This is a genomic window from Pandoraea faecigallinarum (genome assembly GCF_001029105.3).
Lineage (GTDB): Bacteria > Pseudomonadota > Gammaproteobacteria > Burkholderiales > Burkholderiaceae > Pandoraea > Pandoraea faecigallinarum.
On record NZ_CP011807.3, the window covers coordinates 1,518,180 to 1,537,375 of the forward strand.

The following is a 19,196-nucleotide window of genomic DNA, read 5'->3' on the forward strand; positions in this document are numbered from 1 at the left end:
GAACGACAGGCCAACAGGCCGACAGGCGCAACGGGATGCGACGCAAGGGAGATTGAACTCGGCCCAACGCATGCGACAATGCCGGTTTTGCGGGGGACCGCACAATCCGTTGGAGTCCAGATGCTCGTCGAAATTGCCCGTCTGCTGCTAGACCTCGTCTTCTCGCTATTCGGCGCCTTGTTGCTATTACGTGTGTGGATGCAGGCGACTCGGCTGCCCCCGCGTAATCCGCTCTCGCAAGGCGTGTTCCAGTTCACCAACTGGATCGTGTTGCCACTGCGGCGTATCGTGCCGGGCGTGGGGGGAATCGACTGGGCTTGCGTGATCGGCGCATGGCTTGCGGCCATTGCCTATCTGGTGCTCATCACTGCGGTGGTGGGGGTGTCGCCGGTCTCGGTGTTCCCGCGTGGCTTGCTCGTGGCGCTGGTACTGGTGGCCAAGTGGGGCGCGAATCTGGTGATGTGGCTCACGCTGCTCATGGCGGTGCTGTCATGGGTGAATCCCCGTGCGACCGCCATGCCGATTCTCCAACACCTGCTCGATCCGCTGCTGCGTCCCATCCGCCGTGTCATTCCGATGGTCGGCGGCTTCGATCTGTCGCCGCTGGGACTCTTCCTGCTGATGCAGATTCTGCTGATCGTGCTCGCGCGCTTAAGCCTGTTTTTCGCGACCCTCTGAGGCATCGGCAGGCAGCGCGGCTGCCTGCTCCAACCCGGAGGCGTCCTGAACCCGTCCGGAAGTCCGACCCGATGCAGCCTGTCTCGGCGCCCCGGCAACTTCCATCTGTCCGGCAGCCGGACTTCTCATCTCGTGGCCCACGCTCCCCGTGGGCCTCATCGACAGGCGCGGCGCCTTCACGCGCTCGCCGCCCGAACGCTCCAGTCCCAGACGTTGCAATACACGATGACCGTCTTCGGTCACGCTCACTTTCGTTTGTCCCTTATCCACCGCCACATCGACGAGGCGCGCTTGCGCCAGCGCGGCGAGATCGGGCGATTCGAGCGCATCGGCGTCGATAGGGCCAAGGGAGGCGGCCGCCAGCAGCAGCGTGGCGATTTCATGCGGGCTCAGCATGGTCATGCTCCTTGAGGCGAATTGCGTTCACGTCGACGTAATCAGGGTAGTGGGCAGATGTAAGCCCACGACTACGCCATGTTTACTGCCCGTTACGACTCACCTCCGACCAAGCCTCCCCAGGCGGTCCTGTCACTGTCCTGTGAATCTGTTGTTGCCCGACGTGTTTCCTGACGCATTGCTTCGTGCGACGCGCCGGTCCGACATCCACCGGCAGCGAAACAGTACTTCGGCGTACTTCAGCATCGGATCGCAACGCCTCCGGCAAGTTCGTGCATTCGGGTTTCCCCTAGTATGCCCGCTCATGACGTATGGCGGTCGCCCATCCCCCTTGTTTTGACAGGGTTTGTCGCGCACGGATGGGAAGTCGCGCGCCGTGCCGCGCGTCTCGTGGCGTTTGAACTATTTTTTTTCTTTTGACGGGGTGCTGATGAAAATATACTTTCCTTCACTCTGAAGGATTACCGCCATCCATGATCGACGCCGACTCGTTGCCCGCCGATTTGCCGCTCACTGAGCGGATCGTGCGCGCCATGCCCGAACTGACGCCTGCGCAACAACGCATGGCGGCGTTTGTGCTCGACAACACGTTTCGTGCGGCGACCATGCGTATCGATGAGTTTGCCGATGCCGTCGGCGTCTCGCTCGCGACGGTCAACCGGTTCGCACGCGCGCTCGGGTTCGACGGTTACCCGCAATGCCGCGCGGCGATGGTGCGCGGTTACGAGGCGACGCTCGCGCCGATCGAAAGTCTGCGCACGAGCAAGGCTCAGGCGAGCGCCAGTGCCGACGTGATGGCGGCCTCGCTGGCGCAGGCCGTCGAGAATCTGGACTGGACGCGTCGTGCGCTTGACGCCGGGACATGCGAGCGCGCCATCGAATCGATCTTGCAGGCCCACCGCATCTACGTGCTGGGCCTTGGCGCCAGCGGTTACCTCGCGGGTCTGTTGCATCACGGCCTCGATCCGTATTGCGAAAACGTGCAATCGGTTGTCGGGGCGGGCGGCTCGACGCATGCCGCACGTCAGCTTTTCAAGCTGCGTGAGGGCGATCTCGTGATCGCGCTGGGCTTCCCGCGCTATGTGTCCGACACTGTGACCCTGTGTCGCCGTCTGCGCGGACGCGGCGTTTCCGTGATGGTGCTCACCGACAGTCCCACATCGCCATTGGCCCCACTGGGCGACATTGTGATCTTCGTGCGTAGCAAGCCGCGTCTGTCGAGCAATTCCGAAGCAAGTGTGCTGGCAATGATCGACGCGATTTGCGACGCCGTCGCCCAACGTGCCAAACACGCCGTCGATCGCGCGACCGAACTGACCGATTTCCTGTTGCCGTGGCTGGACTCGGCGTCGTTGAGCGCCCCCGGTGCGCCGAACGCGCCAGCCAATGCGGCGGCCTCGGGGCGTGTGGTCACACCGCGACGCAGCGTCGGGACGGCGGCGGCCAGTGCCACCGCAACGGCACTCTCGAGTGCGGCGGCTGCGGCGACGGCCGCCATACCAGGAATCCCGAACCCGGCCCATCAGGGCGCCCCCCGTCATGTAGCGAGCACGGCGTCCGGCACATCGTTTGCCGGTATGGCCGGGCAGGACAGAAAGGACAAAGCATCATGAGTCACGCCCCACGCGCGGTCATCGCCATTCACGGCGGCGCCGGAACGATCAGTCGCGATACGTCGCCCGAAGAGCTCAAGGCTTATCACGAGGCCCTCGCCGACGTGCTGCGCGCCGCTCAGGCGGTGCTCGCCGCAGGCGGCTCGGCGCTGGACGCGGTGACCGAAGCCGTGCGCCACCTCGAAGACTGTCCGCGCTTTAATGCCGGACGCGGCGCCGTGTTCACACACGAAGGTACGCACGAACTCGATGCCGCCATCATGGACGGCGCCACGCTCGACGCCGGTGCCATCGCGTGCGTGCATCGTGTGCGCAACCCGATTCTCGCTGCCCGCTCGGTGCTCGAGCGCAGCGCGCACGTGCTGCTCGTGGGCGAAGGCGCGGAAGCGTTTGCCGCCGCGAACGGTGCGCAACTCGTGGAGCCCGAGTACTTTTTCACCGAGGCGCGATACGCGCAGTTGCAGCGCGCGCTTGCCGATGCTGCCGTCGCACTCGATCACGACATGCCGCTCAGGAAGGAGCCGATCGATCCGGACAGCAAGTTCGGCACGGTCGGCGCGGTGGCGTGCGACATGCACGGGCACGTGGCCGCGGCGACCTCAACGGGGGGGATGACGAACAAGGCCGTTGGTCGCGTGGGCGATTCGCCGCTGATCGGCGCCGGCTGCTATGCGAACGACGCAACGGCTGCCGTCTCGGCGACGGGCACGGGCGAGGCGTTCATCCGGGCTGTCGCCTGCTACGAAGTGAGCGCGTTGATGGCGTACGCCGGCTTGTCGCTGAACGACGCCGCCGAGCGCGTGATCCGCGAGCGGTTGCCGCGCGTGAACGGCCGCGGCGGCCTGATCGCGGTGGACGCGCAGGGCAATGTGGCGCTGCCGTTCAACACCGAAGGGATGTATCGCGGCGTGGCCCGCGTGGGCGAGACGCCGGTGACGGCCATTCACGAGTGAGCCAGGGCGCCCCCGGTACCGGATTGTGCAAGTGAAGATGAGTGAGGACAGGCGTGGCTGAGCGTAAGACAACCCCTACGATTTCGTTGCCCGACGAGCGCGTGCTCGACGTGAGCGGTATGACCGTGCAGTTCGCGACGTCCGAGCGCGTGGTCACGGCCGTGCGCGACCTGTCCTTCCATGTGGATCGTGGCGAGACGCTCGCCATCGTGGGCGAATCGGGCTCCGGCAAGTCCGTTACCTCCCTCGCGGCCATGCGGCTCGTCGAGAACGGTGGCGGCCGCATCACCCAGGGCTCGATGATCATGCGCCGCCGCAACGGCAAGCTCGTCGATCTCACGCGCGCGAGCGGCAGCACCATGCGCAGCATTCGCGGCGCCGACATGGCGATGATCTTCCAGGAACCGATGACCTCGCTCAACCCGGTGTTTCCGGTCGGCGAGCAGATCGCGGAATCCATTCGTCTGCACCAGGGCAAGGACGTTGCCGCGGCGCGCGCCGAGGCCCTGCGCATGCTCGAACTCGTACGCATTCCCGAAGCGCGGCGCGTGCTCGGGCGCTTTCCGCACCAGCTCTCGGGCGGCATGCGCCAGCGCGTGATGATCGCAATGGCGCTCTCGTGCAAGCCGGGGTTGCTGATCGCCGACGAGCCGACCACGGCCCTCGACGTCACGATTCAGGCGCAGATTCTGCAACTGATTCGCGCGCTGCAAGACGAGATGCACATGGGCGTCGTGTTCATCACGCACGACATGGGCGTGGTGGCCGAAGTGGCCGATCGCGTGCTGGTCATGCACCGCGGCGACAAGGTCGAAGAGGGCCGGTCGGCGGACATCTTCGCCGCGCCGCGCGAGCGCTACACGCAGGCGCTGCTCTCGGCGGTTCCCCGTCTCGGCTCGATGCAGGGCACGGATCTGCCGGCGCGCTTCCCGTTGCTGCGCTACGACGCCCCGGCCGACGCCGCGCCTGCCGACGAAACGCCGCAGCCCACTGTCAGGACCGACGCGGGCCCGATCCTGCGCGTCAAGGACCTCGTTGCGCGCTTTGACGTGCCCTCGGGCTTCTTCGGTCGCGTAAAGCAGCGCGTGCACGCGGTCGAGCGCGTGAGCTTCGATCTCTATCCGGGCGAGACACTTGGCCTGGTGGGCGAATCCGGTTGCGGCAAATCGACTACCGGCCGCGCACTGCTGCGTCTGGTCGCGAGCCAGGGCGGCTCCATCGAGTTCGGCGGCAAGCCGATTCACGACCTCGCCGGTCGCGCATTGCAGACCCTGCGCCGCGATATTCAGTTCATCTTCCAGGACCCGTTCGCCTCGCTGGATCCGCGCCTGACGGTCGGCTTCTCGATCATGGAGCCGTTGCTGGTGCACGGTGTCGCGAGTGGCGCCGAAGCCGAAAAACGCGTGGCCGAATTGCTCGAGCGTGTGGGGCTGCCCGCCGAATACGCGCAACGTTATCCGCATGAGTTCTCGGGCGGGCAGCGTCAGCGTATTGCCATTGCGCGGGCGCTGGCGCTCAAGCCGAAGGTCGTGATCGCCGACGAATCCGTCTCGGCGCTCGACGTCTCCGTGCAGGCCCAGATCATCAACCTGATGCTGGACCTGCAAAAGGAGTTCGGCATCGCGTTCCTGTTCATTTCGCACGACATGGCGGTCGTGGAGCGCATCAGCCACCGTGTGGCGGTGATGTTTCTCGGCCAGATCGTCGAGATCGGGCCGCGCCGCGCGATCTTCGAAAACCCGCAACATCCGTACACGAAGAAGTTGATGTCGGCCGTGCCGATTGCCGATCCCGCGCGCCGCCATGCCAAACGGGAATTGCTGACGGAAGAGATTCCGAGCCCCATTCGCCTGGTCGGCGACGAGCCGCAGGTGCAGCCGCTGGTGGAAGTCGGCGCGGGGCACTTCGTGGCGCGTCACCGCGTGGCCGGCGCGTACTGATGGACGAAGGCATCCGGTGTCCCCGCGGCACGAAAGGCCGGGCAGGTTTCATGCAGTGTCAGGCAGTCATTAGCAGTTTGCGCAGTTGCAAGTCTTTGTAGTCACCATAATGCCCGCCAAGTGGCGCAGTCGAACGACTCGCCCGCGGCGACCCCGTCAGACCAGAAGGAGAAAGACAGATGTCGAAAAACGTTTTGTTGGGCGCTCGCTGGAAAACCGCGCTTGCGTCCGTCGCTGTGGCGTCCGCCGTGTTCGGCGCCGCCCCGGCGTTCGCCGCCAAGGATGTCGTGATGGCCGTGCAGTCGACCTTCACGACGATGGACCCGTACGACGCGAACGACACGCTGTCGCAGGCTGTCGCGAAGTCGTTCTACGAAGGCATGTTCGGTTTCGACAAGGACATGAAGCTCGTGAACGTGCTGGCCGAAAGCTACACGGTCTCGCCGGACGGTCTCGTCTACACGATCAAGCTCAAGCCGGGGGTGAAGTTCCAGGATGGCACGAACTTCGACGCCGCCGCCGTGAAGGCAAACTTCGACCGCGTGACGAATCCGGACAACAAGCTCAAGCGCTACAACCTGTACAAGGAAATCGCCAAGACGGAAGTCGTCGATCCGCACACGGTGAAATTCACGTTGAAGGAAGCGTTCTCGCCGTTCATCAACACGCTGGCCCACCCGTCGGCCGTAATCATTTCGCCCGAAGCGCTCAAGAAGTACGGCAAGGACATCGCCTCGCATCCGGTCGGCACCGGCCCGTTCGAGTTCGTCGAATGGAACCGTACCGATTACGTGAAGGTGAAGAAGTTCGACGGCTACTGGAAGAAGGGCTATCCGAAGGTGGACACGATCACCTTCAAGCCGGTCGTGGACAACAACACGCGTGCAGCCGTCATGCAGACGGGCGAAGCGGGCTTCGCCTTCCCTGTGCCGTATGAACAGGCCGACGGCCTGAAGGCCAGCGGCAAGGTCGACGTGATCGCCGGTCCGTCGATCATTCAGCGCTACGTGAGCTTCAACACGAAGCAAAAGCCGTTCGACGACGTCCGTGTGCGTCAGGCCATCAACTACGCCATCAACAAGGAAGCGCTGGTGAAGGTGGCTTTCGCGGGCTACGCCACGCCGGCCGACGGTGTGGTGCCCAAGGGTGTGGACTACGCGGTCAAGACCGGGCCGTGGCCGTACAACCCGGCCAAGGCCCGGGAATTGCTCAAGGAAGCCGGTTACCCGAACGGTTTCGAGACCACGCTGTGGTCGGCCTACACGTACACCACGGCCCAGAAGGTGATTCAGTTCGTGCAGCAGCAACTGGCGCAGGTCGGCATCAAGGCGCAGGTTCGCGCCCTGGAAGCCGGTCAGCGTGTCGAACTCGTCGAGTCGGCCCCGGACCCCGAGAAGGCCCCGGTGCGCATGTACTACGTGGGCTGGTCGTCCTCGACGGGCGAAGCCGACTGGGCGCTGCGCCCGCTGCTGAGCTCGGAGTCGTTCCCGCCGAAGCTCTTCAACACCGCGTACTACAAGAACGAGGCGGTCGACGCCGACTTCAGCAAGGCGCTGCTCACGACCGACCGTGCCGAGAAGACGAAGCTGTACACCGACGCACAACAGAAGATCTGGAACGACGCGCCGTGGGCGTTCCTCGTGACGGAAAAGCTGCTGTACGCACGTAACAAGAACCTGACGGGCGTGTACACGATGCCCGACGGCTCGTTCAACTTTACCGACATCTCGATGAAGTGATCGACGGCGCCATCGGCGAAGTCGATGTTCCTCGCGCCGCCGGCTCCGGCTGGCGGCGCGCTCTACCGCAAGACATGGTTTTGGCAAGACGTTCGGCAAGATTGCGATGCTCAATTACTTTCTCAAACGGCTGCTCGGCCTGATCCCCACGCTGCTCATCGTGGCCGTGCTGGTGTTCGCGTTCGTGCACATGTTGCCGGGCGATCCGGCGCGTCTGGCGGCAGGGCCGCAGGCGGACGAGGCGACCGTTGCACTCGTGCGTCAGGATCTCGGCCTCGACAAGCCGTTGCTCACCCAGTTCACGACGTTCATCACGCACGCGGTGCGCGGTAACTTCGGGCTGTCGATGCGCAGCAAGCAACCGGTGTCGGAAGAAATTGCCAGCCGTTTCCTGCCCACGCTGTGGCTTACGCTGGTCAGCATGATCTGGTCGGTGCTGATCGGCATGGGCCTTGGGGTGGCGTCCGCCGTGTGGCGCAACCGCTGGCCCGACCGGCTGGGCATGACGTTCGCGGTCTCGGGGATCTCGTTCCCGGCATTCGCTCTGGGCATGCTGCTCATGCAGATTTTCTCGGTGCAGCTCGGCTGGTTGCCGACCATCGGCGCCGATTCGTGGAAGAGTTACATCCTGCCCTCGATCACGCTGGGCGCGGCCGTGGCCGCCGTGATGGCGCGCTTTACCCGCTCGGCGTTCGTCGAAGTGCTGCACGAGGACTTCGTGCGCACCGCGCGGGCGAAAGGCCTGAACGAGATGCACGTGGTGTTCAAGCATGCCCTGCGCAACGCCATGATCCCCGTGGTCACCATGATGGGCTTGCAGTTCGGTTTTCTGCTCGGCGGCTCGATCGTCGTCGAGGTGGTGTTCAACTGGCCCGGGCTCGGACGCCTGCTGATCGACTCGGTCGAGATGCGCGACTATCCGGTGATTCAGGCGCTGGTGCTCCTGTTCTCGCTTGAGTTCATTCTGATCAACCTCGTGGTCGACGTGCTGTATGCCGTCATCAACCCGACCATTCGCTACAAGTGAGGCAAAGCACAATGAGCGCAAGCCAACCCTCCACGCCGCCGGCCACGGTCAATGCGACGGCGGCCGCCAGCGGCAATCGCGTGCGTACGCCGTGGCGCGAATTCTGGCGCAAATTCAAAAAGCAGCACATCGCGATGGTCGCCGGCGTATTCGTGCTGCTGCTGGTCGTTCTCGCGGTCCTCGCGCCGCACCTCGTGCCGTTCGATCCCGAGAATTTCTTCGACTACGACGCCCTGAACGCCGGTCCGTCGGCGAAGCACTGGTTCGGCGTGGATTCGCTCGGCCGGGACATTTTCAGCCGTGTGCTCGCCGGCACGCGTATCTCGCTGGCGGCCGGCTTCGGCTCCGTGGCGTTGGGCGCCGTCATCGGTACGGTGCTCGGCCTGCTCGCCGGGTACTACGAAGGCTGGTGGGATCGCATCGTCATGCGCATCTCCGACGTGCTCTTCGCGTTTCCCGGCATTCTGCTCGCCATCGGTGTGGTAGCGGTGCTGGGCAACGGCATGATCAACGTGATCGTGGCCGTGGCCATCTTCTCGATTCCGGCATTCGCCCGCCTCGTGCGCGGCAACACGCTGGTGCTCAAGCATCTGACGTATATCGAAGCAGCGCGCTCCATCGGTGCGTCTGACTGGACGATCATCATGCGGCACATTCTGCCGGGCACGGTGTCGTCCATCGTGGTGTACTTCTCGATGCGTATCGGCACGTCGATCATCACGGCCGCGAGCCTGTCGTTCCTCGGGCTGGGCGCACAGCCGCCCACGCCGGAATGGGGTGCGATGCTCAACGAGGCGCGCGCCGACATGGTCAACGCGCCGCACATCGCCATCTTCCCGAGTCTGGCCATTTTCCTGACCGTGCTCGCCTTCAATCTGCTCGGCGACGGCCTGCGCGACGCGCTCGATCCGAAGCTCGACAGGCACTGATGCCCCCGCAGGAGCGAGACATGACCTCCCTGCCGGATTTTCGCGAAGCGTCGTACGGCGCTCCCTACATCGGATTGCTGCCCGCGGGGCCGCGCGATGCGATCACCGACGTGCCCGGGGTCTTCGTGGGACATGTCACGCTCGCCGACGGGCCGGTGCAAACGGGGGTGACGGTCGTCTGCCCGACACCGGCCACCGCCGCGGATACCGGCGCCGTATCGCCAGATGCGCAGTGGGATCCTTTTCGCACCAGGATTCCCGCGGGGGCCGCGGTGATCAACGGCTTCGGCAAGAGCGTCGGTCTGATGCAGATCGACGAACTCGGCGTCGTCGAAGCCCCCATCGCGCTCACCAATACGTTCTCCGTCAGCCACGTCGTCCTCGGCCAGTTGCGTGCCGCGATTGCCGCCAACCCGGAGATCGGTCGCGGCAGCCCGTCGCTCAATCCGGCGGTGTTCGAATGCAACGACGGGTATCTGAACGACATGCAGGCGTTCTCCGTCACCGAGGCGCACTATGCGCAAGCGCTGGCGAATGCAGCGTCCGACTTCGCGCAAGGGGCCGTCGGCGCGGGGCGCGGCATGTCCAGCTTCGGTCTCAAGGGCGGGATCGGCTCGGCGTCGCGCGTGGTGGAAACGGCTGGGGCGACGTATGCGGTGGGCGTGCTGGTGTTGTCGAACTTCGGCCGGGCGTCGCAATTGACGATTGCCGGACGCCACGTCGGCCCGGTACTCGACGCACGCCTCGCGCAGCCCGAACAAAGCGCCGCACCCGAACGTGGGTCTATCATCATGCTTGTCGCCACCGACGCACCGCTCGATGCGCGTCAGTTGCGCCGGGTGGCCACGCGTACCGCGGCGGGCCTCGCGCGTACCGGCTCGGTCTACGGCCACGGCAGCGGCGACGTCGCACTGGCTTTCACCACGGGCTACACCATGCCGCACGATGCCATGGGACGCGTCGCCCCGGCTGCGCTGGTCCCCGATGCGCAACTCGATCCCATTTTTCAGGCGACGGCCGACGCCACCGAGCAGGCGATCCTGCACGCGCTTTTTGCCGCGGAATCCGTGCTCGGGCGCGACGCCCACGTGCGACGTGCGCTCGCCGACGTGTTGCCCGACTGGGCCACGCTCTGAGCCGGGCGCTCAGGCCCGGCGCGGTAGTCCGGCCGGCCGTCATCGATGAGATTACCGACACTATGCGAATCCTGATTTCCACCGACATCGAAGGCGTCGCCGGCGTCTTCCACGCCGAACAGACGCGGGCCGGCAACGGCGAATACGAACGTGCGCGCCGTTGGATGACGCGCGAAGCCAACGCCGCCGTCCAAGGCGCCTTTGCGGGGGGCGCGACCGAGGTGTTGGTCAACGACTCGCACGGCGGCTTCCGTAATTTGCTGCCCGACGAACTCGATCCGCGCGCCCGCCTCGTGCTGGGCAAGCCGCGCTATCTCGGCATGGTCGCCGGCGTGGAAGCCGGCTGCGACGCGCTGTTCATGATTGGGTACCACGGCAAGGCTCAGAGCGCCGGCATATTGGCGCACACGATCAACAGCTTCGCGTTCGCGCGCGTCTGGCTGGGCGGTGCCGAGGCGAGCGAAGCGATGCTGTATGGGGCGCTCGCCGGGGAGCGCGGCGTCCCGATGGTCATGGCCAGCGGTGACGACGTCTTCTGCGAAGAAACGCAACTCCTCTTTCCGTCCGCGCAGTTCGTTCAGACGAAGGCCGCGTGGGGGCAGGGCAGCGGCATGACGCTAAGTCCCTCGCAGTCCTGCGATTTGATTCGCGAGGCGGCGAAGGCGGCCCTGGAAGACAGGCGCAAATGGCACACGTACAAGGTACAGACGCCTGTCGAAGTCCGTTTGCAGGCACAGACGACGGCGCTCGCCGATCTCTTCTGCCAATGGCCGGCGCTCGAACGTATCGACGGCGTGAACCTGCAATTCGAAGCGCCAAGCGTGGAGGCGGCGGTTCGCATGCTGAACTGCCTGTCCGCGATGTCCTTCATGCTGCGCTGACGATGTGCCGGGTTTCGTGAAGTCCCGTCACCGGTTTTTCCCTGTCGACCGATCCGGTATTGCCCGCGAAGGCGCGCCAGCGTTGAATCGGCATTTGCCATGTTGCGAAGGCGCGACTCTCTAAGGGTTCGCCGCGCCTAAACGTCAAGGCCGGACGTGCGATAATCCGTAATATTTTGTAACAGCTGTGCCGCTAACGGGCAGCGACGGTTTATCGAGCGTCGGCAAGCGCCGGCGGGGAATCATGGAAATCAGAAACGCCCGACGCTGGGCGGAGCCCGGCGCGAAGCGCTACGTCGGCGCACTCATGGTGGTATTTGCTGCGTTTCTTGTTCGCAGCCTGCTGCATCCGGTCCTGGATCATTCGATGCCGGGGCTCTTTTTCGTTTGCGCGGCCATCATCGTCGAATTCACCTGGGGACTGGGGCCGGCCATCATGGCCATGATCATCAGCATTCCGATTTTCGACTTCTTCTTCGTACCGCCGTTTCGCGATATCGCCGAGCTGGACCGGCGCGATGTGATGATCGTCGCCGGATTCCTGATGATTACGCCGCTCGCGGTCGCGCTTATCGAGCGCCTGCGCCGCGCGCAGTACCGCGCCGAGCTCATCGCGGAAGTCGCCCAGACACGCTATGAGATGCTGTTGCGCGCCGAGAACGAACGCATGGTGCTGTCCGATTCGGTGCAGTTGGGTAACGCGTTGATGACGTATCTGACGAAGCACCTCGACTCCATTGTCTACCTGGCCAACCGCGCCACGCATTACGAATTCATCGACGAGCATTTCCGCCGCGAGACGGGCGTCGCACCGGAGGCGATCAAGCGCGACGGGTTGCGTGCGCTGCTGCATCCGGATGACGCCCAGCGCATGGCCGGACTTTTCTCGGCCGAGGGCGAGCCGCCCCAGCCGGGTGCGTACAATCTGCGCGTGCGCACGCGCGACGGCGGCTTCGAAACGATCCACTGCGAATTGCAGCACTTCCGCGCCCATGTCGGCACGTACGTGATTCTGCGCGTGCACACGGGACCGGCCGTGCGGGCGGTGACGCCGTTGCATGGCATCACGCCCGCATCGGGCGCTTCCCATACGGTTTGCACGACCAATACGCCGACGAGGCCCGAAGCACCGCGCATGAGCGGTACGCCCGTCGTCTCCGGCGGGGTTTGACTATGTTCGACCAAGACATTTTCTACAAGGGCGGCGAGCATGCCGTGCTGCTGTTGCCGGGCCTGTCGAGCACGCCGCTCGAAATGCGTCCGGTCGCCAAGGCGTTGCATCGCGACGGTTACACCGTGTCGGTGCCGCATATCGAAGGCTATGGCCTCGGTTCGCCGTGCACGCATTGGCGTGAATGGATCGCGGCCGCCCGCGCGAAGTATCGCGAACTGCGCGACACGCATCGGACCGTGTCCTTGTGCGGCCTGAGCATGGGCGCGACGCTGGCGCTGGCCGTGGCCGAAGAGGAGCCGGATGTGGCGGCGATCTCGGTGCTGGCTGTCACGCTCGTCTACGACGGATGGAGCATTCCGCTGGCATATCCGTTGCTCGATTTGCTGTACCACCTGCCGTTCGGCCATCGCTATCGCTACTACGAGAAGGCCCCCTTCGGTCTGAAGAACGAAGCGCTGCGTGCGCGGGTGGAGAAATCGATGTCGTTGCACGACGCCTCCGAGATCGGCTCGGCCTCGCTTCCCATCGCACATCTGTACAACGCGCGCCGCCTGGCGTCTTACGTGCGCAACCGGCTCGATCGTGTGACGGCGGACTGCCTCATCGTGCACGCGGTGGACGACGATACCGCCAGCCCGCACAACGCGCGCATCGTCTACAACGGCGTGTCTTCGGAGGTAAGGCAAAAGTGTCTGCTCGGCGAGAGCTATCACATCCTGACGATGGACAACGAGCGTGAAACGGTTGCCGACGAAACGCGCCGATTCTTCCGCGACGCCGTGGCGCGCCGCACCGGTGCCGCCGCGTCCGAGACGCGCATCATCTCCAAGGCGCTGCTGCGCGCCAAGCGCCGTCAGGCTGCTGCCTGATACCGGCAGCCTCGCGAGCCGCGCCGGCGGCGATGCGCGCGATGTCATCAAACTGCCATCGATGGCCGGTTAAGGTCGGGTTTTTCCGATCCGGTCGCCCGTTTTTCCGGGGCGACGCAGCGCAAATTCAACCATGTCATCGCTCGTCATCGAATCCGTCAGCAAGCAGTGGGGCGATACACATGCGCTTCAGGATGTGAGTTTCGCGGTTGACGCGGGCTCGCTCGTGGTGCTGCTCGGCCCCTCGGGTTGCGGCAAGTCGACGCTGCTGCGCATGATCGCGGGCCTGGACACGCCGACCCGCGGTCGCATTCTGCTCGGCGGCGAAGACGTGACGGCCTTGCCGCCGGCGCGTCGCAAGTTGTCCATGGTGTTCCAGTCGTACGCGCTGTTCCCGCATCTGTCCGTGCGCGAGAACCTGTTGTTCGGCCTGCGGGTGCGCCGGGAGCCGGCACGCGACTATCCGCAGCGCCTCGCGCGCGTGGCGTCGCTGCTCGGACTGGCACCGTATCTGGAGCGCAAGCCGTCGCAACTCTCGGGCGGCCAGCAGCAGCGCGTAGCGCTTGGGCGTGCCGTGATCGCCGAGACGCCGGTGTGTCTGATGGACGAGCCGCTCTCGAACCTCGACGCGCAACTGCGTCAGGAGATGCGGCGCGAGATCCGTGCGCTGCAACAGCAACTCGGCATGACGCTCGTTTATGTGACTCACGATCAGACCGAAGCGATGAGCATGGCCGACCAGGTCGTGCTGCTGCGCGGCGGGCGCATCGAACAACACGGCGCGCCGCATACGCTTTACGCCGCGCCGTCCACGCGCTTTGCGGCCAGCTTCATCGGCACGCCGCCGATGCAGTTACTGCGCCTAGTGCGTCATGGCGATGCGTTGGTGCCTGCCGGACAGACGGGGCCGGCGCTCGCGAAGGCCGGTCCGCTTGACGAAGCCCTGCTGGGTCTGCGCCCGGAGCATGTGCGCGCCGTGCCGCCCATGTCCGCCAGCGCTGTGCTTGCGACGGTCAGTGCCGTCGAATATCTGGGCGCCGATACGCTCGTGGCCTGCACGCTGGGCGAGGCGGGCGAGATCGCAACGCGCGTGCCGGGACATCGTCCCTTCCTGCCGGGCGACGCCATCGGCTTGCGATGGGACGCCGCCGACCAGCATCTGTTCGACGCCACATCGGGCGCGCGGATAGCGGACGCCGCGCTGACGGTGACGCGGCTCGGCGGTGCGCCGCAGACGCCAGCCCCAGCCCCGGTCCCGGCCTCGTTGCTTGCGCACGAAGGCATGACGAACGCCGCCCCGCCTGTCGCCGTCGCGTCGCACGCGTCGGCTGGGGTCTGCGAACCACACGCCTGAGCGCGGGGCCGTCGCTGCGAGCGCCTTCGTCATGGCGCGGCGGGGCGCCTGGGACGGCCGCGATCGATCATCCGTCACCTCACCACTACGCTTACATGGGGAATCCAGAGAAATGCGACGCACGATGCTGAAAACGTTTGCGGCCGGTCTGGCCGCAGTGGCAATGAGCGGCCTGACCGGCTCGGCCTTCGCGCAACAAAAGCCGGTCGAGCTTCAGTTCTACTACCCGGTCGCCATCGGCGGCCCGGTCACGGAGATCATCAACGATCTGGTCGCGGACTTCGAGAAGGACCATCCGAACATCAAGGTCAAGCCGGTGTACGCCGGGTCGTACCAGGATTCCGTCGTCAAGGCGCTCACCGCGGCAAAGGCCGGTACGCCGCCGCAACTGGCCGTGCTCGCGGCGGCCGACGTCTTCACGCTCATCGACGAGGATGCCGTCGTGCCCATCGACAGCATCGCCAACACGCCAGCCGACAAGCAGTGGCTCGACGGCTTCTATCCGGCGCTGATGCTGAACTCGCGTATCAACGGCCACACGTGGGGCGTGCCGTTCCAACGTTCGACCATCGTCATGTACTGGAACAAGGATGCGTTCCGTGAGGCCGGCCTCGACCCGGAGCACGCGCCGGCGAACTGGGACGAACTCGTGAGCGCCGCGCAGAAGCTCACCAGGCGCGACGCCTCGGGCAACGTGACGCAGTGGGGCATCAAGGTGCCGTCCGTGGGCTTTGCCTACTGGCTGTTCCAGGCATTCACCACACCGGCGGGCATCGAACTGATGAATCCGGCCGGCACGAAAACGTTCCTCAACGCACCGCAGGCCGTGCAGTCGCTGCAATACTGGGTCGACCTGACGACTCGATACAAGGTCATGCCGACGGGCGCGATCGAATGGGGCACCACGCCGAAAGACTTCCTCGAGAAGAAGGCCGCCATCATCTATACGACCACGGGCAACCTGACCAACATCCGTACCAACGCCTCGTTCCCGTTCGGCGTGGGCAAGATGCCGGCCAAGGTGCGCGGCGGCAGCCCGACGGGCGGTGGCAATTTCTACGTCTTCAAGAAGTCGACGCCGGAGGAAAAGCAGGCGGCGATGACGTTCATCAAGTGGGCCACCACGCCCGAGCGCGCGGCACAGTTCGGCATTGACACGGGTTATGTCGCCGTGACGCCGGCCGCGTGGGAAACCCCCGCGATGAAGCAGTACGTGCAGAAGGTGCCTGCCGCCGCGGTGGCGCGCGATCAACTGAGCGTGAGCGTTGCCGAGTTCTCGACGCACGACAATCAGCGCGTGACGAAGTCGCTCAACGACGCCATTCAGGCCGCCGTGACCGGCACCAAGTCGCCGAAGCAAGCGCTCGACGACGCGCAACGCGAAGCCGATCGCATTCTGCGTCCGTATGCGCGTTGACGCCGGCGGGCATCGGCGCTGCCGTTCGGCATGCGCCGGGCGCCGCCGTAGTGAATCAGTCTTGTAGTACCTCGACGCCGGGCACCCGTACGGGCACCGGCGTCGAGTGCAGAATCGATGGACCGTCGATGAACCGTACCTCCGCTTCCTGGGTGCCCTGGCTGCTGCTGTTGCCGGCGCTGGTGTTGCTTGTCGCCTTCACCCACTATCCGGCTGTCGCCACGCTGTGGCACAGCGTTTTTTCGACGGCGCGCGCCGGCGCGTCGTCCGTGTTCGTCGGCGCCGAGAACTACCGGTTGCTGCTCGACGATCCCGTCTTCTGGCAGGCACTGCGCAACAATCTGCTGTTCGCGCTCGTCACCGTGCCGGCCGCCATCGTGCTTTCCATCGTGATGGCGCTTTGGGTGCATCGTCAGGTGCCGGGGCGCGCGTTGCTGCGCCTCGCGTACTTCACGCCCGCCATCCTGCCGATGATTGCCGTGGCGAACATCTGGCTCTTTTTCTATACGCCGCAGTACGGTCTCATCGCCCAGGTTTCGCAGGCGTTCGGCTGGGGCGATCACAATTGGCTCGGCCAGCCGGGCACGGCGCTGGCCGCGCTGATGATCGTGACGATCTGGAAAGAGGCGGGCTTTTTCATGATTTTCTATCTGGCCGCGTTGCAGCAGATCTCGCCGACGCTCGCCGAAGCGGCGTCCCTCGAAGGGGCGTCGCGCTGGCAGTTCTTCCGCCGTGTCCAATGGCCGCTGCTCATGCCGACGACCGTGTTCGTGGTCATCAATGCGGTGATCAACGCGTTTCGTCTGGTCGATCACGTGGTCGTGATGACGCGCGGCGGGCCCGATAACGCGACGCAACTGCTGTTGTATTACGTCTATCAGGTGGCTTTCAGTTTCTGGGATACATCGTATGCAGCGGCGCTCACGGTGGTGCTGCTCACGTTGCTCGCCATCGTCGCTTTCGTGAAATTCCGTTTGCTCGACTCACGTACGCACTACCAATGACGACTTCCGCCAGCCCGAGTTCGGTTTCCGAGGGTACGACCTCGTCCGCTTCGTCTTCTGCGTCATCTCCGTCTTCTTCGTCTTCTTCGTCTTCTTCGTCTTCTTCGTCCGCGCCTGTTACCACGCCGGCGAGCGCGGCAAAGGCGCGCGCGTCGCTTCCGGCCTTCCATGCGACAGGGCACGCGGGGCGGCTCGACGTCGCCGGGGCATGGCTGCTCGGCCTGCTGTGGCTGCTGCCGCTGCTTTACGCCGTGTGGAGCGCGGCCCATCCGTCGGCATACGCCACGCGCTTCGCGCTGGGCGCGCCGCTCACGCTGGAGAACTTCGTGCACGCATGGCAGGCTGCGCCGTTCGGCCGCTATCTCGTCAATACGTTCGTGCTGGTGACGGTGATTCTCGCGGCGCAACTCGTGCTCGCAACGCTTGCGGCTTACGCGTTCGCGCGCTTCACCTTCCGGGGCAGCGAAGTGGCGTTCATGACCGTGCTGCTGCAACTGATGGTCATGCCCGACGTGCTGATCGTCGAGAATTACCGCACCATCGCATGGATGGGATTGCGCGACACCATTCTCGGCATCGCGCTGCCGTACTTCGCATCCGCGTTCGGCATCTTCCTGTTGCGTCAGGCGTTCAAGACGGTGCCGCGCGAACTGGACGACGCCGCGCGCGTGGAAGGGGCGAGTGCGTGGCAGGTGCTGTGGCGGGTGTACGTGCCGCTGGCACGGCCGATTTATGTCGCCTACGCGCTCGTGTCCATCAGTCACCACTGGAACAACTTCCTGTGGCCGCTGATCGTGACGAATTCGGTCGAAACGCGTCCGCTCACCGTCGGCCTGCAAGTCTTTGCCGCGACGGATCAGGGCATCGACTGGTCGTTGATTACGGCGGCCACGCTGATGACGGCCGCACCGCTGTTCATCGCATTTCTGCTGTTCCAGCGTCAGTTCGTGCAGTCGTTCATGCGTGCGGGCATTCGCTGACTCGTTACGGGCCGCCGGACAAAAGCAAAACGGCACGCGGGAGAGCGTGCCGTTCCTGTGTTGCGTTGCATTGCGTGGCCGTCAACGCCGCCTGACGTAGCGGCCTTTTCTTGGCGCACCGGCCGGGCGGGGTGGGCAGGGTGCCGTCATACCCTTGCGCCGGGCGGGCGAGTGTCGATGGACTTACTTGCCGGCGGCCTTCACCAACAGGACCGGCACGGTGGTGATGCGCAGCAGCGTTTCGGCCACGCTGCCCAGCAGCAGGCGGTTGATGCCGCGGCGCCCATGCGTGCCGAGCACGATCACGTCGGCATTCCACTCCTGCGCTTCGCGCAGCACCGCATCGGCGATTTCGTCGGTCCCGGCTTCGAGCGTGATCATCTTCGTCTCGGCATCGACGCCGCGCTTTTTCAGATCGGCCTGCGCGGTGGCAAGAATTTCGTCCGTTTCCTTCTCGTACGACTCCTGGCTCTCCAGCGGCACGAAGCCACTGTAGGCGCCCGCGGCGTAGGCGTTGGCAAGGGAGGGGACGACCGACACCAGACGGATCTTGCCGTGGCTGAGCGCTACGAGCTTGACCGCTTCGTCGATGGCCCGGTTCGAAGGTGTGCTGCCGTCGATCGATACCAGAATGCGTTCATACATGATGGTGTCCTCTTGGGGCTGGAAAGTACGTTTCCATTCTCGCACTGCGTGCCCGGAAAGTCATCTCGCGCGGGACAGGGATTCGACCGGCATTTGACCGTGCGCAATAACGCATCGTCGTGCCAACGGCCGGCGCGTGCACGCGAGGGTGTACGGTGCCGGCAGGCGGAACACGGGGCGGGCGGATCAGTCCGGATGGCAGGCGATCACGAGATTGGCGACGTTGCCGTTCACGTCGCGCGTGAGCACGTCGTAGCCCTTTTGGGCACATTGCGTGCGCGCGCGCTGCTCGCAGTCGCCGGCGCTCGCGGCGGAGCACTGGATTTGCTGGGTCGCGCGACCATCGGAGGTGAACAGCGGGGCAGACGAGCCGCAGGCGGACAGCGTGACAGTGAGAAGCCCCGGGGAAAGCAGAATGGCGATCTTGGCGAGATTTTTCATAGTGGTCGTCTTACAGGCTT

18 protein-coding genes are annotated in these 19,196 nt (G+C 65.0%); 15 read left to right on the plus strand and 3 right to left on the minus strand.

Annotated features, from left to right (window positions below; genetic code table 11):
• The first annotated feature begins 120 nt into the window (after window positions 1-120).
• Entirely contained in the window at window positions 121-678 is a 558-nt protein-coding gene (locus AB870_RS06805; RefSeq protein WP_047907429.1) for a YggT family protein, read from the plus strand.
• On the opposite strand, the gene AB870_RS26890 is transcribed toward AB870_RS06805, so the two are convergent.
• The gene (locus AB870_RS26890) at window positions 652-1,074 is read right to left on the minus strand and encodes a hypothetical protein (RefSeq protein ID WP_174554717.1); all 423 of its coding nucleotides are present in this window, start codon (window positions 1,072-1,074) and stop codon (window positions 652-654) included. The genes AB870_RS06805 and AB870_RS26890 overlap by 27 nt on opposite strands.
• Before the next feature lie 473 nt (window positions 1,075-1,547).
• On the opposite strand from AB870_RS26890, the gene AB870_RS06815 reads away from it, so the two are divergent.
• The 14 genes from AB870_RS06815 (at window position 1,548) to AB870_RS06880 (ending at window position 18,090) form a co-directional block, all read left to right on the plus strand.
• Window positions 1,548-2,687, plus strand: a complete 1,140-nt coding sequence (locus AB870_RS06815; RefSeq protein ID WP_047907431.1) for a MurR/RpiR family transcriptional regulator — start codon at window positions 1,548-1,550, stop codon at window positions 2,685-2,687.
• Window positions 2,684-3,640: an isoaspartyl peptidase/L-asparaginase family protein gene (locus tag AB870_RS06820; RefSeq protein WP_047907432.1), complete on the plus strand. Its 957-nt coding sequence runs from the start codon at window positions 2,684-2,686 to the stop codon at window positions 3,638-3,640. The genes AB870_RS06815 and AB870_RS06820 overlap by 4 nt, the downstream gene beginning before the upstream one ends.
• A 119-nt stretch (window positions 3,641-3,759) precedes the next feature.
• Window positions 3,760-5,580 (plus strand): dipeptide ABC transporter ATP-binding protein, encoded by a 1,821-nt coding sequence (locus AB870_RS06825; RefSeq protein ID WP_047908900.1) that lies wholly within the window; start codon window positions 3,760-3,762, stop codon window positions 5,578-5,580.
• A 179-nt stretch (window positions 5,581-5,759) separates the two neighbouring features.
• Entirely contained in the window at window positions 5,760-7,319 is a 1,560-nt protein-coding gene (gene gsiB, locus AB870_RS06830; protein WP_047907433.1) for a glutathione ABC transporter substrate-binding protein GsiB, read from the plus strand.
• 106 nt (window positions 7,320-7,425) lie between these two features.
• On the plus strand, window positions 7,426-8,346 hold the full coding sequence (gene gsiC / locus AB870_RS06835; RefSeq protein WP_047907434.1) for a glutathione ABC transporter permease GsiC: 921 nt from the start codon (window positions 7,426-7,428) through the stop codon (window positions 8,344-8,346).
• 11 nt (window positions 8,347-8,357) lie between these two features.
• Window positions 8,358-9,275 carry a glutathione ABC transporter permease GsiD gene (gene gsiD, locus AB870_RS06840; protein WP_084663391.1) on the plus strand — a complete coding sequence of 306 codons (918 nt, stop codon included), beginning with the start codon at window positions 8,358-8,360 and terminating at the stop codon, window positions 9,273-9,275.
• Window positions 9,276-9,295: 20 nt separating this feature from the next.
• A complete protein-coding gene (locus AB870_RS06845) occupies window positions 9,296-10,411 on the plus strand; it encodes a DmpA family aminopeptidase (RefSeq protein WP_047907435.1) in 1,116 nt (371 codons plus the stop codon).
• Window positions 10,412-10,473: 62 nt separating this feature from the next.
• A complete protein-coding gene (locus tag AB870_RS06850) occupies window positions 10,474-11,292 on the plus strand; it encodes a M55 family metallopeptidase (RefSeq protein WP_047907436.1) in 819 nt (272 codons plus the stop codon).
• A gap of 244 nt (window positions 11,293-11,536) precedes the next feature.
• On the plus strand, window positions 11,537-12,463 hold the full coding sequence (locus AB870_RS06855; protein WP_053059603.1) for a DUF4118 domain-containing protein: 927 nt from the start codon (window positions 11,537-11,539) through the stop codon (window positions 12,461-12,463).
• A 2-nt stretch (window positions 12,464-12,465) separates the two neighbouring features.
• A complete protein-coding gene (locus AB870_RS06860) occupies window positions 12,466-13,335 on the plus strand; it encodes an alpha/beta hydrolase (protein ID WP_047907437.1) in 870 nt (289 codons plus the stop codon).
• Between the two features lie 133 nt (window positions 13,336-13,468).
• Complete coding sequence (locus tag AB870_RS06865) at window positions 13,469-14,689, plus strand: ABC transporter ATP-binding protein (protein ID WP_084663393.1); 1,221 nt, start codon at window positions 13,469-13,471, stop codon at window positions 14,687-14,689.
• A gap of 112 nt (window positions 14,690-14,801) precedes the next feature.
• Complete coding sequence (locus AB870_RS06870; protein ID WP_047907438.1) at window positions 14,802-16,106, plus strand: ABC transporter substrate-binding protein; 1,305 nt, start codon at window positions 14,802-14,804, stop codon at window positions 16,104-16,106.
• Between the two features lie 128 nt (window positions 16,107-16,234).
• The gene (locus AB870_RS06875; RefSeq protein WP_047907439.1) at window positions 16,235-17,110 is read left to right on the plus strand and encodes a carbohydrate ABC transporter permease; all 876 of its coding nucleotides are present in this window, start codon (window positions 16,235-16,237) and stop codon (window positions 17,108-17,110) included.
• The gene (locus tag AB870_RS06880; RefSeq protein WP_237170073.1) at window positions 17,107-18,090 is read left to right on the plus strand and encodes a carbohydrate ABC transporter permease; all 984 of its coding nucleotides are present in this window, start codon (window positions 17,107-17,109) and stop codon (window positions 18,088-18,090) included. The genes AB870_RS06875 and AB870_RS06880 overlap by 4 nt, the downstream gene beginning before the upstream one ends.
• 183 nt (window positions 18,091-18,273) lie before the next feature.
• Here the strand turns inward: AB870_RS06880 and AB870_RS06885 are convergent, their stop codons facing one another.
• Complete coding sequence (locus tag AB870_RS06885) at window positions 18,274-18,735, minus strand: universal stress protein (protein ID WP_047907440.1); 462 nt, start codon at window positions 18,733-18,735, stop codon at window positions 18,274-18,276.
• A 186-nt stretch (window positions 18,736-18,921) separates the two neighbouring features.
• Window positions 18,922-19,176, minus strand: a complete 255-nt coding sequence (locus AB870_RS06890; protein WP_053059604.1) for a hypothetical protein — start codon at window positions 19,174-19,176, stop codon at window positions 18,922-18,924.
• Between the last annotated feature and the right edge of the window lie 20 nt (window positions 19,177-19,196).

Bases quoted from the DNA above. Each gene is read 5' to 3' on its own strand.
- AB870_RS06870 (WP_047907438.1), top strand. From the start codon at position 14,802: ATGCGACGCACGATGCTGAAAACGTTTGCGGCCGGTCTGGCCGCAGTG.
- AB870_RS06890 (WP_053059604.1), bottom strand. From the start codon at position 19,176: ATGAAAAATCTCGCCAAGATCGCCATTCTGCTTTCCCCGGGGCTTCTC.
- gsiC (WP_047907434.1), top strand. From the start codon at position 7,426: ATGCTCAATTACTTTCTCAAACGGCTGCTCGGCCTGATCCCCACGCTG.
- AB870_RS06885 (WP_047907440.1), bottom strand. From the start codon at position 18,735: ATGTATGAACGCATTCTGGTATCGATCGACGGCAGCACACCTTCGAAC.
- AB870_RS06855 (WP_053059603.1), top strand. From the start codon at position 11,537: ATGGAAATCAGAAACGCCCGACGCTGGGCGGAGCCCGGCGCGAAGCGC.
- AB870_RS06860 (WP_047907437.1), top strand. From the start codon at position 12,466: ATGTTCGACCAAGACATTTTCTACAAGGGCGGCGAGCATGCCGTGCTG.
- AB870_RS26890 (WP_174554717.1), bottom strand. From the start codon at position 1,074: ATGCTGAGCCCGCATGAAATCGCCACGCTGCTGCTGGCGGCCGCCTCC.
- gsiB (WP_047907433.1), top strand. From the start codon at position 5,760: ATGTCGAAAAACGTTTTGTTGGGCGCTCGCTGGAAAACCGCGCTTGCG.
- AB870_RS06815 (WP_047907431.1), top strand. From the start codon at position 1,548: ATGATCGACGCCGACTCGTTGCCCGCCGATTTGCCGCTCACTGAGCGG.
- gsiD (WP_084663391.1), top strand. From the start codon at position 8,358: ATGAGCGCAAGCCAACCCTCCACGCCGCCGGCCACGGTCAATGCGACG.
- AB870_RS06820 (WP_047907432.1), top strand. From the start codon at position 2,684: ATGAGTCACGCCCCACGCGCGGTCATCGCCATTCACGGCGGCGCCGGA.
- AB870_RS06880 (WP_237170073.1), top strand. From the start codon at position 17,107: ATGACGACTTCCGCCAGCCCGAGTTCGGTTTCCGAGGGTACGACCTCG.
- AB870_RS06865 (WP_084663393.1), top strand. From the start codon at position 13,469: ATGTCATCGCTCGTCATCGAATCCGTCAGCAAGCAGTGGGGCGATACA.
- AB870_RS06805 (WP_047907429.1), top strand. From the start codon at position 121: ATGCTCGTCGAAATTGCCCGTCTGCTGCTAGACCTCGTCTTCTCGCTA.
- AB870_RS06875 (WP_047907439.1), top strand. From the start codon at position 16,235: ATGAACCGTACCTCCGCTTCCTGGGTGCCCTGGCTGCTGCTGTTGCCG.
- AB870_RS06845 (WP_047907435.1), top strand. From the start codon at position 9,296: ATGACCTCCCTGCCGGATTTTCGCGAAGCGTCGTACGGCGCTCCCTAC.
- AB870_RS06825 (WP_047908900.1), top strand. From the start codon at position 3,760: ATGACCGTGCAGTTCGCGACGTCCGAGCGCGTGGTCACGGCCGTGCGC.
- AB870_RS06850 (WP_047907436.1), top strand. From the start codon at position 10,474: ATGCGAATCCTGATTTCCACCGACATCGAAGGCGTCGCCGGCGTCTTC.